Consider the following 15,188-nt stretch of genomic DNA (forward strand, 5'->3'; position numbering starts at 1 on the left):
CGCCAGCGATCCGCCATCCCATGCCCTACGAATCCAGCGCACTTCCCACCGCCGAACGCCGCCTCGACCGCCAGGACGTCCGCACGCTCGTGCTATCGGCACTGGGCGGGGCGCTCGAGTTCTACGACTTCGTCATCTTCGTCTTCTTCACGAAGGTGCTGGGGCAACTGTTCTTCCCCGCCCACATGCCCGAATGGCTGGCCCAGGTACAGGTCTTCGGCATCTTCGCCGCAGGCTATCTCGCCAGGCCGCTGGGCGGCATCGTCATGGCCCATTTTGGCGACAAAGTCGGCCGCAAACGTATGTTCACCCTCAGCGTATTCCTGATGGCCCTGCCGACACTGTGCATCGGCCTGCTGCCGGTTTACGCGCAAGTAGGTGTACTGGCACCGCTACTGCTGTTGCTGATGCGCGTGGTGCAGGGCATCGCCATCGGTGGCGAAATTCCCGGCGCCTGGGTATTCGTCGCCGAACACGTGCCGACGAATCGCGTGGGGTTCGCCTGCGCGAGTCTCACCTCGGGTCTGACCGCCGGTATCCTCATCGGCTCGCTGGTCGCCGCCGGACTCAATGCACACTATCCGGCGTCGGCGATTCTCGATTACGCGTGGCGCATTCCGTTTCTGCTGGGTGGCGTATTCGGTTTCCTCGCCGTATACCTGCGTCGCTGGCTGCGCGAAACGCCGGTATTCGCACAAATGCGCGAGTGCCGCGAACTGGCGGACGAACTGCCTGTTAAGCGCGTGGTTCGCGATCACCTGCCGGGCGTCTTCCTTTCGGTGGCGGTGACCTGGTTGCTGACCGCCGCGATTGTCGTGGTGATCCTGATGACGCCGACGCTCGCGCAGTCGACTTTTCACGTAGACCGCGAGAGGGCGTTCACCGGAAGCAGCGCAGCGGCGCTGGCGCTGACCGTAGGGTGTCTCATTGCCGGCGTACTGGTCGACCGGATCGGTCGCGCGTGGTCGTTGCTGCAGGGCTCGGTGGCGTTGGTGGCGACGACGTATGCGCTTTACGTCGACCTGGCGTCCGGTGCCGTGCATTTCATTCCGCTGTATGCGCTGGCGGGACTATGCGCCGGCGTTGTCGGCGTCGTGCCGGCCGTGATGGTCGCGGCGTTCCCGCCGGCCGTGCGGTTCTCGGGAATTTCGTTCTCGTACAATCTTGCGTACGCCGTATTCGGTGCCGCCACGCCGCCGCTGGTGTCGTATATGGCCGAGCGATTGGGCGGCATGGCGCCGGCGCATTATGTGGCTGTGGCTGCCGTGTGCGGCATCGGAGTGGGTGCGTATCTGGTTCGCACGCGGCGGGCGTTTTACGAGCGGTAGTGCCGCCGCTCCGTAGGCTATCGCGCGCAGGCGCGCTCCCGCAGAAATCAAAAGCCTGCGAAGCGACGAAACCTAAAACTCCAGCTCCTGCGCCGCACATAAATAGTCGACCATCGGCGCCAGACGCTTGAAGGTCGAGACCACGTGCGGAAGGAGTTCGGTGGAGCAAGCCAGCGCCTCATCGAAATTCTCGCCCGCCGCGAAATTCTTCCGCTTCAGATCGTCGATCAGCTCGTGCGCCGGATCGAAGCCGCGCGGCGGGCGGGTAAGGCTTTCGCCCCAGAAGCTGAAGCGATCCGCGAATGCCTTCGATCGCGTCGCGCGCTTCCACGCTTCGGGGTTGTCGGCAAGGAACGCACGGATCTGTTTCAGCGCCACCGGCTCCGGATGCCATAGCCCGCCGCCCGCGAAACATTCGCCCGGCTGGATATGCAGATAGAACGCGGGTGCCTGGATCTCGTGGCGGCGCTCATGGAAAAACCGCGCACTGGCCCAGCCCTTGTACGGCTGCTTGTCGTTCGCGAAGCGCGTATCGCGATGAATGCGGAACAGCGAACCGCCTGCCTTGCGCGGATCGGCGCGATAGTGCCCGCTGATCTTCGCCAGCGGTGCCTGCAGGTCGGTGATCAGTTGCAGGAACGGATCGCGCACGTGGCACTCGTAATCGTCTTTATGTTCGTGGAACCACTCGCGGCGATTATTGCGCACGAGCGACTTCAGGAAACGGAACGTGGCGGGCGAGAAATAGGCGTGGGACATGGCTTAAGGATGTCTGGCTAGATGAGTTCGCGGCCCCATGCTTCCAGTCTGTCGAGGAAAGCATGCGGGGTATCGGGTAACGCGCGTAGCGCGGCGAGTTCGGCGTGGTATTCGTCGAGAGTCAGCGTCGTCAGCGGACCGCGACGCGTGAGCCGGTCGACGCGGAAAGCCTCCCAGCGGGCAGCTTCTTCGGCGTTGAGCGTTTCCGGCCAGTTACGGGCGCGATAACGAAACAGCAGCTCCGGATAACGTGGGTCGCGGAAGGGGAAGTTCCTTAGTGCAAGCTGTGCTGGGGGTGTCGCCCGAACGTCCGCGAGCAGCCTGCGGTCCGCGTCGGGAAGGAAAGCACCGTACAGACTCAGCTCCGGATCTTCGGCAGGCGGCAGCGCGGCGGCATGGCCATAGACCCGGCGAAGCTTTTCGGCCAGATCCGGCGCGGCGAGCAACGCCTCGCGGTTCGCGTTGACCTTATCCAGGTCCAGGCCGAGCCGTCCAAGATCGGCCCCTTTCAGCACCGACATCGGTGCGAGGGCCGGCGCATGGTTCGCACGCACGGTGCGCAGCGCGATGCGCTCGACGCCTTCGGGCAAGTCGGCCCGCGACGTGAAAACGCGATCGGCGATGTCGCTGTCGTCCAGCGAGAGCAGGTCGGCCGGATCGGCGGTAAGGTCATAGACGATGATTTCGCCGGGCCGCGACGGGTGGGCCGTGATCGGCGCAATGACGGTCAGGCAATGGCGGCTGGCCGGATAACGCGACGATACGTGGACGACCGGCGTCATCGCCGCGACGTCCAGCAGCTCGAACACGCGTTGCTTGCGCCGCAGGGCGAAGTACCAGTCCCAGAGCTTGGGTTGGCGGACACGGATCAGGCGGGCGAGCGCGATCAGCGCCTCGACATCCGAAAGCGCGTCATGCGCGCGCTCCTGCTTGAGACGATTGGCCGTGGCCAGGTGTTCGAGCTTGAAACTCGGCGTACCGTCCTCGCGCAGCGGCCATTCGATGCCTTCGGGCCGCAGCGCCTGGCACATGCGCACCAGGTCGATCAGGTCCCAGCGCGAATTGCCGTTCTCCCATTCGCGCGCATACGGCTCGTAGAAATTCCGGTAAAGCAGGTGCCGGGTGAACTCGTCGTCGAAGCGCAGCGAGTTGTAGCCCACCGTGCAGGTGCCCGGCGTGGCCATCTGTTCGTGGATAGCCGCCGCGAAGGACGCTTCGTTCAGACCTTCGCGCTCGGTCAGCTGCGGCTCGATGCCGGTGATCAGGCAGGCGACTGGCTGCGGCGGCATGTCGCGCGGCGGCTTGCAGTAGATCATCACCGGCTCGCCGACCGGTTCGAGATCGGCCGTCGTGCGGATCGCCGCGAACTGGGAAGGGCGGTCGCGCCGGGGATCGGCACCGAAGGTTTCGTAGTCGTGCCAGAGGAAGGTCGGTTGGGCCATGCGGAACATGATCGCATGCCCGCCTGTCCATGCTCGACCTCCCATGCACGGCCTGAACCGCTAGACTGCGCGCACCGGAGGAAAGCATGACGCCAGCACACGAAGACAACCTTATCTGGATCGACCTCGAAATGACGGGTCTGGATACGGATAACGATTCCATTCTCGAGATCGCGACCATCGTCACGGACAAAGGCCTGAACGTACTGGCCGAAGGTCCCGTGTTCGCGATCGCGCACAACGAATCCCTCCTGCAGGAAATGGACGCCTGGAATCGCAACCAGCACACCCGGTCGGGTCTGTGGGGGCAGGTAGTGGATTCGCACGCCACGCACGGCGAGGCCGAGAAGGCGACCATCGCCTTCCTGCGCGAATGGGTGCCGGCGGGGAAGTCGCCGATGTGCGGCAATTCCATCTGCCAGGACCGGCGCTTCCTGCACCGCCAGATGCCGGGGCTGGAGCGCTATTTCCATTACCGCAATCTCGACGTCTCCACGCTGAAGGAACTGTCGCGGCGCTGGTCGCCCGAGATCGGCCGCGGGTTCGCGAAGGATTCGGCGCATACGGCGCTGTCGGACATCCGCGACTCGATCGACGAACTGCGCTACTACCGTCGTTTCATGGGCGCCCTCGGCGGCCAGCAACCCGTCGGCTGAAGGGGCACCCATGACGACCGATCCGTTCGCCACGATCCTCGATTGCGCGGGCAGGGCGCTGGTGCTGGACCGCCCCCGGGTGGTCGGCATCGTCAACGTCACGCCCGACTCCTTCTCCGATGGCGGCGCCCACGACACCCTGGACGCGGCTTTCGAGCATGCGCTTCGGCTGGTGGAGGAGGGAGCGGACATGCTCGACATCGGCGGCGAGTCCACGCGCCCCGGTGCCTCGGACGTCCCCGCCGACGAGGAAATCCGTCGCGTGGTTCCGCTGATCGAGCGTCTGGCGGCCGCGACCACCGTTCCTCTTTCCATCGACACGTCGAAGCCCGAGGTGATGCGTGCGGCCGTGGCAGCGGGCGCGGGCATGATCAACGACGTCTATGCGTTACGCCGCGAAGGCGCGCTGGACGCCGCCGCCGAGCTTGGCGTGGCCGTTTGCCTGATGCACATGCAGGGCGAGCCGCGTTCGATGCAGGACGCCCCCAGCTACGACGACGTGGTGGGCGAAGTCCACCGTTTCCTTACCGACCGGTTGTTCGCCTGCGAACTGGCGGGCATTCCCCGGAAAAAAGTCCTGGTCGATCCGGGCTTCGGCTTCGGCAAATCGCTCGAAAACAACCTCGACCTGCTGCGCGCCATGGAGCGTTTCGCCCAACTGGGCGCTGGCGCCTATGTCGGCCTCTCGCGCAAGTCGATGATCGGGACTATCACCGGACGCCAGGAGCCGCTGGCGCGCGCCTCCGGATCGGCGGCCGCGGCACTGATCGCCGCTCAGCGCGGCGCCATCCTGGTCCGCGTTCACGATGTGGCGGTCACCGTCGATGCCCTGGCCGTGTGGCAGGCAGTGAAGGCCGGCGACCGCGCGCCCCGCGACGATCGCCCCGCGATGCCCCGCTGGCCCGACGACGACTGAAAGACTTGCGACCGGAACCGGCCGCCGGCGGTATGATTCACGGTCATGAAAGGACGAACACCATGACCCAGCGCAAATATTTCGGGACGGACGGCATCCGCGGTCAGGTAGGCCAGTCGCCCATCAGCGCCGACTTCATCCTCCGGCTGGGCCGCGCTCTTGGCGCCGTACTGGCCCGTCAGCGGGGACGCCGCGTCACCGTGGTGATCGGCAAGGACACCCGGGTCTCCGGCTATATGTTCGAATCGGCCCTGGAGGCCGGTCTGGTCGCCGCGGGCGCCGATGTCCGGCTGCTCGGCCCCATGCCCACCCCCGCTGTCGCCTTCCTCACCCGTTCGCTTCGCGCCGATGCCGGCATCGTCATCAGCGCGTCGCACAATCCCCATTACGACAACGGCATCAAGTTCTTCTCGGCGCAGGGCGAAAAGTTCTCCGACGAGCTGGAAGCCGCCATCGAAGAAGAAGTGGACGCACCGTTCGCGACCGTGGCGTCGGAAAGCCTCGGCAAGGCCACCCGCGTCGGCGATGCCGTGGCCCGGTACGCGGAATTCTGCAAGGCGACCGTGCCGCAGGAATTCAGCCTGCGCGGCTTGAAGCTGGTCCTGGACTGCGCGCATGGCGCCACCTACCAGGTGGCCCCGAAAGTGTTCGCCGAACTGGGTGCGGACGTCTTCGCCATCGGCGCGGAGCCCGACGGTCTCAATATCAATCGCGGCGTGGGATCGACGCATCCCGAACTGCTGGCCAAAGCGGTCGTCGAACGCGGCGCCGACCTCGGCATCGCCTTCGATGGCGACGGCGATCGCGTGCGCATCGTCGACCGCGACGGCAGCGTCACGGACGGCGACGACATGATGTATGTGCTGGCCCGCAACTGGGCCTCGCGCGGCATGCTGCGCGGTCCGGTGGTCGGTACCCTGATGAGCAACTACGGCCTTCAGCGCGCGCTGCGGAACATGGATATCCCGCTGATCCGCGCGAACGTCGGCGATCGCTTCGTGCTTCAGCAGCTGAAAGAGCACGGCGGCATACTGGGCGGCGAGACATCGGGTCATATCCTCTGCCTCGACCGCTTCACCACCGGCGACGGCATCGTCGCGGCCCTGGCCCTGCTCGAGGCCCTGGTCCAGTCGGGGGAAACCTTCGCCGACGCCCGGGCCGGCCTCAGCAAACTCCCCCAGACCATGGTGAACGTAAGGATCGAGGGCCGCGCGCGCGAGGTGCTGGCCACGGAAGCCGTCCGCGGCGCGTTGGCCGAGGTGGAAAGCGAGCTGGAGGGCCGTGGCCGGGTGGTACTCAGGGCATCGGGTACGGAGCCGCTGGTGCGGGTCACGATCGAGGCCGTCGACGCGGAAGAAGTCGACCGGTTAGCCACACGGCTTGCGGACGTCGTAAAATCGGCGGCCAGAGCGATTGCCTGATTTCCTATCCCGACGTCTGCTTCGGGAACCAGGCGTGCTCTTGCCCGCAGGCCATCCATGAAAAAGGTCCCCACGCTCGACATCCGCCGTTACGACACCGACCGCGACGCCTTCGTCGCCGAACTCGGTGCCGCGTATCGCGAGTTCGGTTTCTGCTGCATCAGCGGTCACGGCATTCCGCGCGAACGCATCGACGGCGCGTACGACGCCTTCCTGCGCTTCTTCGCCCTGCCGACCGAAGCGAAGATGAAGTATCACGTTCCCGGTGGCGGCGGCGCGCGCGGCTACACCCCGTTCAAGGTGGAAACCGCCAAGGACAGCCAGCATCCGGATCTCAAGGAATTCTGGCATGTCGGCCGGGAGATCCCGCGCGATTCGAAGTTCGCCGACGTGATGGCGCCGAACGTGTGGCCCGCCGAGGTTCCCGATTTCCAGGAATTCGGTTACGGCCTGTACGAAGCGCTGGACCAGCTCGGCACGCGCGTGCTGCGCGCACTGGCCCTGCATATCGGCGAACCCGAGCACTTCTTCGACGACAAGACGGACGTGGGCAATTCCATCCTGCGCCCCATCCACTACCCGCCGCTGACCCAGGAAAACATTCCGAACGTCCGCGCCGGCGCGCACGAAGACATCAACTTCATCACGCTCCTGGTCGGCGCCAGCGCCGAAGGCCTGGAAGTGCTGACGCGCGAGGGCGAATGGCTGCCGATCACGACGGAAGGCGATGCCATCGTCGTGAACATCGGCGACATGTTGCAGCGCCTGACCAATCACGTGTATCCGTCGACGACGCACCGCGTGACCAATCCGCAGAACGACAACGCCCGCAAGCCGCGCTATTCGGTGCCGTTCTTCCTGCACCCGAATCCCGACGTCGTGCTGGACGTGCTGCCTTCGTGCGTCAGTGCCGAAAATCCCAGCCGTTACGCCGAGCCGATCACCGCGCACGAGTACCTGCAACAGCGTCTGCGCGAGATCAAATTGATCTGACGATGCATCCTCGCCGCGACGACAGGCGTCGTCGCGGCGAGTACATCTTTTTAGCGGCATTTTTACCCTCGTACGGACAGCATCGATTGTCCCGGAATGCCCTGGACAGTCCGTGACTACGTCATCGCCACGCCGCACGCCGAAACCCAAAAGTCCCACGCCGCGTTCCGCCGCACAGCGCGCGCGTCGGTTGCGTACGGTCCGTGCGCGAGGACGTCGCTAGTCGCTATCGACGATGTTGTGCGCCTCGCTGGCGCCAATCTGCTCGACCGCGGGCGCCTTCGGGCTGCGATGGATCAGCGGATGGGCGAATACCGCCGCCAGAATCACCGCGACGCCGAGATAAAACTTCCATCCCAGTTCGTGTTGCTCGCCCAGCAGCGGGATAGCAAGCACGATCGCGTAGATCGGTTCCAGATTCGTCACCATCTGGGTACCGAACGCCGTCATGTGGCGCAGCGCGACAAGAGCCAGCGCGAACGGTAGCAGCAGCGTGCAGCCGAAGGACAGCACCAGCATCAGCCAGGTGTCGTGCCAGTCGGGAAGAACGAAGGCCGGGGCCGTTCCCGCGAGCAAGGGCGCCAGCAGCGTCAGAAAGAGCGTGCCGGTGCCGAGTTCGACGCAGGTCACCGTCAAGGGATCGGCGTGATCGACGAGGCGCTTATTGAACGATCCGAACAGAGCCACCAGCAACGCCGACACGATGCCCACGGCTATACCCGCATGCATGCTCGCCGGTACGCCTCCCGCCACCAGCGCGACACCCGGCACGACGGCGGCTCCCAGCAACAGCTCGCGAAGCTCGAACCGGCGACGGGCCACCAGGGGCTCGATCACCGAGAGAAAGACCGGTCCCATCGCGATGCAGGTAGCGGCCACCGAGGCATTGGCCAGTTTGATCGCCGCGTAGAAGGTCAGCCAGTGCAGGGAAACCAGCACGCCGATGCCCGCATAGCCAAACAGCAGACGTCGCGGCAAAGCCCGCAGTCCGCGCCATACCGGCGGCATCAGCAACAGCGCCGCCACGACCAGCAGCATGCGCCACCACACCAGCGGAAGCGCGGGCAGGGTAATCAGCTTGCCGAGGATCGCGGTGAATCCCCACAGGATGACGCAGAAGTGAATCTGCAGGCGGGCTTTGGTGACGGGCTGCATGAGGGCGCTTGGGGTGGGGAGCGCCACAGAGTGCAGGTTTCGGGCGGGATGGGGAAGAGGGTAACGAGCCGTGTCGTTATTTCTTCGCAGGCCGCGGCACGCCCGGCGCCTGCGCCGGATTCTTCTTCAGCTCTTCAAGCAACGGACGGCAGGTATTGTCCTCGCCCTTTCCGCTGGTCGGCACTACCAGTGCGGCGAGAGCCGCGGCGGGAGCGGCGAACACCGCCAGCGCCACCGCGCCGCCGCCGCGCAGGATCAGGGGTCCCGCTTGCACGCCGACGGACGGGTTCTTCATCGTGCCCTTCACGTAAAGCGGCGAACGCAGCGACAGTACGCGGAAGCCTTTCGTATGCGGTTTCACGTCCAGATCGAGCTTCTCCGTCTTGAAGTCGACGGTACCTTCGATATTGATCAGCGCGTCTTCCGTATCGAAAGCGAACAGCCGCGTCTCGACCAGGCCATTGGTCGCATCGAGGTCGGCCGCCGCGCAGTTGATCTTCACGGTCTTATCGCCGAACAGACGGCCAATGATGATATTGCCGACATTGAGCCCGGCGGTTTCAAGCAGCGTCTTGCTGATCGCGCCATCGTTGACCAGCAGTTTGATTTCGCCATTGGACGTGCCGAGCAAGGCGGCGACGGAATTGCCGGTCGCCGACAGCGCGGCATCGCCATTCACTTCGCCGAAGCTGGTCTTCATCGGTTCGAAGCCGGGAAACAGTTGCTTCAGCTGAAGATGGCGAGCACCCAGATTGATCCGGCCCCGCATCGGCGCGGTCGATCCGTCGAGACGGATATTGCTGCCTATCGTGCCGCCCGCCACACCGAAGTTCAGCGGGTCGAGCGTAAGCACGCCTTCCTTCATGATCAGATGCGTCGACAGTTTGTCGATGGGCAGCTTCTCGCCGTGGCTGATCTTCGCGCCGGTAAACTGCACATCGGCATCCATGGCTTTCCATCGTTCGGTACGAAACGGTTCGACCGGCAGCACCTTGTCGTTGGGCTGCGCCGTACCGTCGCCGCGATCCTTCTTCTGCGCGTTCGAGTCGGCACCGATAAGTGGCGCCAGATCGCTGAACTGCAACACATTGGATTTCAGCGCGCCGACGAGACTCGGCCGCAAGCCACCGGCATCGTAGGTAAGGCTGCCGCCGAGATCGCTGCCGCCGACGCGGCCGGTGAAATTCTCGTACCGGAAGACGCTGGCATCTTTCTTCAGCGTGGCGACCAGGTGACCTTCCGTCGCGAACGGCGGCGTGTCGGGCAGGGTGACTCCGGTAATCGCGTAAAGATTGGCCATGCTCTTGCCCGAAAACCACAGGCGCACGTCCAGCGCGCCGAGATTCACCGGATCGGTCAGTGTGCCGACCAGGGCGACATGCGTGTCGCCCACGCGCACGTCCGCCTGCACGGGAAAGGGGCGCGCGGCGTCGCGTAACGCGAGTACTCCGCCCGTGTGGCCCTTGCCGTCGATCGTCGTTCCTTTGTACGTCCCCTTCGCGGCCCATGCGAATGCATAAGTCTGTTTCTGTTTGGTCTGGTCGGACCGGTCCTTTTCGTCGGCACCGCTGCGGCTCATCGACTTTGCGCTGGCGCCGGTTGTCTTACCCGCCTGCTCGCGCGAGTCGCGTTCCTGGCCCGCCATGATCTCGCCGAACGGGATCGCTTTTTCCAGCGGCGTGACGTCCACACCGAGGTCGACCTTGCTCACCGCGTCGGCAAGATCGATATGGCCCTTGTCGAAGCCGATGGCGTTGAGTTCCAGCGCCCATTCCGAAGGACCCGCGCTTTCCGGCAGCTTGAACGTCCAGTTGTTGCGCCCGTCGCCCACGCGCTCGAGATCGATCTTCGGCGCGCGCAACTGCACGTCCGGAATAACGATGCGCTTGCCGATAAGAGGCAAGGGCGAAAGGCGGAACTCCAGAGCGTCCAGCGTCGCGAACTGTTTCGTTTTCGCCCAGTCGGGATTGGCGACGACGATGTCCTTCGCGACGAAATGCGGCCAGGGCATCAGGCTGTGCAGCCCCGTTTCGCTGGGCTCGCGCGACCACTGCGCGCTGATATCGCCGTTGATGGAGAAGGGCCGGCCGATGGCCTGGGACACCTTGTCGTTGATCGTGGGCTTCAGCCGGTTCCAGTCGAAGAACGCGACGATCAGGATCGCAATGACGATCATCGCGAGGACGATCCCGATCATCCAGGCCAGAATCTTGCTGCCGCGCTTCATCATCGTCCCGCCTCCATCCCTATCTCCGGGGGACAGAGGTAACGTGAAAGCCGCAAAGATTATGTGTTCACGCGGTGCTGCGGCTTAAGATGCGTTCACGCACGGCCATTGCCGCGATCAATCTTCGCTGCTATCCAGCTTCCAGTAGCCCGTCGCCTTTACCCAGTCCTTATCGACGCCACGCTCTTCAACCAGATGCTGTCGCAGTGCGCGGGCCCGTTTCGATTCCGTGGCGACCCACCAGAACGTATCCCCGGCGGGTGTCGGCAGCGCGTGCAACACTGCCTCGATCGATGCGCTCGCACCGCTGCGGTCGATCCACATCGTTTCCACGCTGGCGGCCGACGTAAACGTCTGGCGTTCGGCCGCATCGGCGATTTCCGCAAGGACGATGGCTTGGGCCGATGCCGGCAATGTCTCCAGCCAGCGGCCAATGGCGGGCAGGGCGGTTTCGTCGCCCACCATGACATAGGTGTCGAAGTCGGAAGCGACGATCAACGAACCGCGCGGGCCACCGACGCCGAGCAGATCGCCGGGCTTCGCCTGTTCGGCCCAGGACGACGCGGGACCTTCGCCGTGCAGCACGAAGTCGATATCGAGTTCGCCTGCCGCTTCGTGATAACGGCGAGGCGTGTAGTCGCGTGAGGGCGATGGCTCGACGCCTTCCGGATACACCGGGCCGTCCGGGGTGAAGACGGGTGGGTTGAGCGAACCGTCGGCCACGGGGAAGAACAACTTGACGTGATCGTCCGGCGCGGCGGAGACGAAGCCCGCGAGATCGGCGCCTTCGAGCGTAATGCGCAGCATATGCGGCGTAAGCCGCTTTACCCGTTTCACCGTGAGGCGGCGCATGCGGATGGGGTGGCGAACGCGGGTCGATGCGTGGAGTGCGACGGACTCTTCACCCATGGGGACGCTCCGCAACGGCTCTGGCGGCGGCTTCGAGAATAGCGGCGACGCGAACGGTTTCGGCGTCGTCCCATGCGCGGTGGTGGCTTACCAGCTGGTGCTTCAGCGTATGCATGGCCTCCCGTATTTTGGTAGGCACCGACAGGCGGTTCATGGAGCGGGCCATGACCTGCAGCCGTTCGGTCAGTGCATCGAGCGTGTCGCGATTTTCGTCGAGGAAGCGTTTGCCCTCGTCGGTGATCGCATAGAGCTTCTTGCCACCGGTCTCGGCTTCGACCCGGGCATACCCGAGTTCTTCGAGCATGGTCAGGGTGGGATAAATCGCGCCGGGGCTGGGGCTGTACTGACCGTCGAACATCTCTTCGATGGTGCGGATCAGTTCATAGCCATGGCGGGGCTGTTCTTCGATCAGGGCCAGCAGCAGCAGGCGCAGATCGCCGTGGCCGAACATGCGCCCGCCGAACCGTCCGCCACCGCGGCCGCCCCGCATGCCGTCGCGTTCGTCGAAGCCAAAGGGAGCGCCGCCACCGAAGCGACCGCCGCGGCCGATGGTATGAAGTGCTTCAAAACGTTCGCGGAAGCCGTTGAAATTATGGAAGAAGCGATGCATGGAATTACTCCGATATATCGTACGTAGTGATCGTACGATATATCGTGAGAGTGTATCGCGCAATAGGCCGCTTGCTGCCTTTTCCGCTCCCACAGAAATCCAAAGCCACCAAGGCCAGGGTCGAAGCGCTTTGCCCCGACGGCTACCTTTCAGCCAAACGTAAACGTAAACGCATGGAAGTTCGCCTTCGGCGCGCGGATCGTCAGCACGTGCTCGCGGTAGTCCTTACTGTCGAACAGCGTATAAAGCATGCTCTTCTGCACGGTGACAGGCGGCTGCGGTTTGCCGTCCACCAGAATTTCCAGCGTTGTCGCATCGATCGCGCTGGCGACCATGTGCACTTTCGCCGCCTTGAAATGCAGACGGATTTCGCCGGTGCCGCTAACCAGGTTGGCGTTCTGCCGCCCGATTTCCCAACGCCCCACCAGCGCGAACTTGTTCGGTTCCAGCTGCGACGGCGCGGTGAAATCGCGGGTGCCGGCCTTGCCGCCTTCGGGACTGGCGTTGAACTCGCTGCGATCGCTGCCGAAGTACATTTCCTGCGAGCCGATCGCGGAGAAATCGGGAGCGTCCTTGTCCATTTCGGTGGCTTCTTTCAGGCGCGGCAGACCCAGCAGCGTGCGGATGGCGTTTTCCATTTCCGCGTAATTGCCTTCGCCGTAGTGGTGCGCAACGATGTTGCCGCGCTGGTCCACCAGATATTCGGCCGGCCAGAAACGATTGCTCCAGGCATCCCAGGTTGCCAGGTCGTTGTCCTGCGCCACGGGGTAGTGGATGCCGAAACGCGCGATGGCGTCCTTCACGTTGGCGGTCTGCTGCTCGAACGGGAATTCCGGCGAGTGCACGCCGATCACCACCAGTCCCTTGTCTTTATACGTGTCGTACCAGCGGGTGACGTGGGGCAGGGTCCGCAGGCAGTTGATGCAGGAATAGGTCCAGAAATCGATCAGTACCACCTTGCCGCGCAGGCCCTGCATGGTCAGCGGTTTGGAATTGAGCCAGGTGTCGATGCCGGTGAATTCCGGCGCCTGCTGCGCGGCCGCCGCCGGGCGGGCGCCCACGGCGGCGACGAGCAGGGCGAGGGCGAAAAACGAGGCCTTGAGAAAGTGGCGCATGGGTACTCCGTCAGCGTGTGTCCTGCCCAGTGGACCGGGCGTCTGGCGGGGACATTACAGGCGGCCCGGACGATAAGGGGCCGCCTGCGCTAAAATCGACACTTTGCCAGCCCCACGAGCCAGCCAAGCGCCATGACCTCGATCAAGCAGGACGACCTTATCCAGAGCGTGGCCGACGCTCTGCAGTACATCTCCTATTACCACCCGGTCGACTACATCAAGAACCTTGCCGCCGCGTACGAGCGGGAAGAGTCCGAAGCGGCCAAGGACGCCATCGCGCAGATCCTCATCAACTCGCGCATGTGCGCCGAGGGCCACCGGCCGATCTGCCAAGACACAGGCATCGTGACCGTGTTCCTGAAGATCGGCATGAACGTGCGCTGGGACGACGCCACGATGAGCGTCGAGGACATGGTGAACGAGGGCGTGCGTCGCGCCTATAACGATCCGGACAACAAGCTGCGCGCATCCGTGCTGGCCGATCCGGCCGGCAAGCGCATGAACACGCGCGACAACACGCCTGCCGTGGTCAACGTCACCGTGGTGCCGGGCGACAAGCTCGACGTCATCGTTGCGGCGAAGGGCGGCGGTTCGGAAGCCAAGTCGAAGTTCGCGATGCTCAATCCGTCCGACTCCATCGTCGACTGGGTACTGAAGACCGTGCCGACCATGGGCGCAGGCTGGTGCCCGCCGGGCATGCTCGGTATCGGCATTGGCGGCACCGCCGAGAAGGCGATGCTGCTGGCGAAGGAAGCGCTGATGGAGCCGATCGACATCACGGATCTGATCGCGCGCGGCGCGTCGAATCGTGCCGAGGAGCTTCGCCTGGAGCTGTACGACAAGGTCAATGCGCTGGGCATCGGCGCGCAGGGCCTGGGCGGGCTGACGACCGTGCTCGACATCAAGGTGAAAGACTATCCGACCCACGCGGCCAACCTGCCGGTGGCGATGATTCCCAACTGCGCCGCCACGCGTCATGCGCATTTCGTCATGGACGGCAGCGGCCCGGTCGCGCTCGATCCGCCGTCGCTGGAAGATTGGCCGAAGCTGACCTACGACGCATCGAAGGGCCGTCGTGTCGATCTGAACACGGTCACGCCCGAAGAAGTCACCCACTGGAAGCCGGGCGAAGTGCTGCTGCTCAACGGCAAGCTGCTGACCGGGCGCGACGCCGCGCACAAGCGCATGGTCGATATGCTCAATCGCGGCGAGTCGCTGCCTGTCGATTTCACCAATCGCTTCATCTATTACGTCGGTCCGGTCGATCCGGTGCGCGACGAAGTCGTCGGTCCGGCCGGTCCGACCACGGCGACGCGCATGGACAAGTTCACGCGCCAGATGCTGGAAACCACGGGCCTTCTGGGTATGGTCGGCAAGGCCGAGCGCGGTCCGCTCGGGATCGAGGCCATCCGCGACAACAAGGCCGTCTACCTCATGGCCGTCGGCGGTGCCGCTTATCTCGTGTCCAAGGCGATCAAGTCTTCGCGCGTGGTGGCCTTCGAAGACCTCGGCATGGAAGCGATCTACGAATTCGACGTGAAGGACATGCCGGTCACGGTCGCGGTCGACAGCCAGGGCACGTCGGTACACCAGACCGGTCCGAAGGAATGGCAGTCGCGTATCGGCAAGATTCCCGTCGTGGTGGTCTGACCCGGGC

13 protein-coding genes are annotated in these 15,188 nt (G+C 64.4%); 6 read left to right on the top strand and 7 right to left on the bottom strand.

The window, feature by feature from the left end:
* The first annotated feature begins 20 nt into the window (after window positions 1-20).
* Window positions 21-1,328, top strand: a complete 1,308-nt coding sequence (locus EC912_RS02960; protein ID WP_132141628.1) for an MFS transporter — start codon at window positions 21-23, stop codon at window positions 1,326-1,328.
* A gap of 72 nt (window positions 1,329-1,400) precedes the next feature.
* Here EC912_RS02960 and EC912_RS02965 read toward each other — a convergent pair whose 3' ends face one another.
* Together EC912_RS02965 and sbcB are read right to left on the bottom strand one after the other, a co-directional pair.
* The gene (locus tag EC912_RS02965; RefSeq protein ID WP_132141629.1) at window positions 1,401-2,087 is read right to left on the bottom strand and encodes a DUF2461 domain-containing protein; all 687 of its coding nucleotides are present in this window, start codon (window positions 2,085-2,087) and stop codon (window positions 1,401-1,403) included.
* A gap of 17 nt (window positions 2,088-2,104) precedes the next feature.
* Window positions 2,105-3,529 (bottom strand): exodeoxyribonuclease I, encoded by a 1,425-nt coding sequence (gene sbcB, locus EC912_RS02970; RefSeq protein WP_132141881.1) that lies wholly within the window; start codon window positions 3,527-3,529, stop codon window positions 2,105-2,107.
* A gap of 86 nt (window positions 3,530-3,615) precedes the next feature.
* Between sbcB and orn the strand changes: the two genes are divergently transcribed.
* The 4 genes from orn (at window position 3,616) to EC912_RS02990 (ending at window position 7,515) form a co-directional block, all read left to right on the top strand.
* Window positions 3,616-4,185, top strand: coding sequence for an oligoribonuclease (orn, locus tag EC912_RS02975; RefSeq protein ID WP_132141630.1), 570 nt, complete (start codon window positions 3,616-3,618; stop codon window positions 4,183-4,185).
* A gap of 10 nt (window positions 4,186-4,195) precedes the next feature.
* The gene (folP, locus tag EC912_RS02980; RefSeq protein ID WP_132141631.1) at window positions 4,196-5,101 is read left to right on the top strand and encodes a dihydropteroate synthase; all 906 of its coding nucleotides are present in this window, start codon (window positions 4,196-4,198) and stop codon (window positions 5,099-5,101) included.
* A gap of 62 nt (window positions 5,102-5,163) precedes the next feature.
* On the top strand, window positions 5,164-6,522 hold the full coding sequence (gene glmM, locus EC912_RS02985; protein WP_132141632.1) for a phosphoglucosamine mutase: 1,359 nt from the start codon (window positions 5,164-5,166) through the stop codon (window positions 6,520-6,522).
* A gap of 57 nt (window positions 6,523-6,579) precedes the next feature.
* Window positions 6,580-7,515: an isopenicillin N synthase family dioxygenase gene (locus tag EC912_RS02990; protein ID WP_132141633.1), complete on the top strand. Its 936-nt coding sequence runs from the start codon at window positions 6,580-6,582 to the stop codon at window positions 7,513-7,515.
* Between the two features lie 219 nt (window positions 7,516-7,734).
* Here EC912_RS02990 and EC912_RS02995 read toward each other — a convergent pair whose 3' ends face one another.
* The 5 genes from EC912_RS02995 to EC912_RS03015 all read right to left on the bottom strand — a co-directional run bounded on the left by EC912_RS02995 (window position 7,735) and on the right by EC912_RS03015 (window position 13,531).
* Window positions 7,735-8,670: a DMT family transporter gene (locus tag EC912_RS02995; RefSeq protein ID WP_132141634.1), complete on the bottom strand. Its 936-nt coding sequence runs from the start codon at window positions 8,668-8,670 to the stop codon at window positions 7,735-7,737.
* A 76-nt stretch (window positions 8,671-8,746) separates the two neighbouring features.
* Window positions 8,747-10,900 carry an AsmA family protein gene (locus EC912_RS03000; protein ID WP_243649112.1) on the bottom strand — a complete coding sequence of 718 codons (2,154 nt, stop codon included), beginning with the start codon at window positions 10,898-10,900 and terminating at the stop codon, window positions 8,747-8,749.
* 114 nt (window positions 10,901-11,014) lie between these two features.
* Entirely contained in the window at window positions 11,015-11,806 is a 792-nt protein-coding gene (locus tag EC912_RS03005; protein ID WP_132141635.1) for a siderophore-interacting protein, read from the bottom strand.
* Complete coding sequence (locus EC912_RS03010) at window positions 11,799-12,416, bottom strand: PadR family transcriptional regulator (protein ID WP_132141636.1); 618 nt, start codon at window positions 12,414-12,416, stop codon at window positions 11,799-11,801. Before EC912_RS03010 ends, EC912_RS03005 begins: the two co-directional genes overlap by 8 nt.
* A 149-nt stretch (window positions 12,417-12,565) precedes the next feature.
* On the bottom strand, window positions 12,566-13,531 hold the full coding sequence (locus tag EC912_RS03015) for a thioredoxin family protein (RefSeq protein ID WP_132141637.1): 966 nt from the start codon (window positions 13,529-13,531) through the stop codon (window positions 12,566-12,568).
* A gap of 132 nt (window positions 13,532-13,663) precedes the next feature.
* On the opposite strand from EC912_RS03015, the gene EC912_RS03020 reads away from it, so the two are divergent.
* On the top strand, window positions 13,664-15,181 hold the full coding sequence (locus EC912_RS03020) for a fumarate hydratase (RefSeq protein ID WP_132141638.1): 1,518 nt from the start codon (window positions 13,664-13,666) through the stop codon (window positions 15,179-15,181).
* Window positions 15,182-15,188: the final 7 nt, after the last annotated feature.

This window comes from Luteibacter rhizovicinus, assembly GCF_004342265.1.
Taxonomy (GTDB): domain Bacteria; phylum Pseudomonadota; class Gammaproteobacteria; order Xanthomonadales; family Rhodanobacteraceae; genus Luteibacter; species Luteibacter rhizovicinus_B.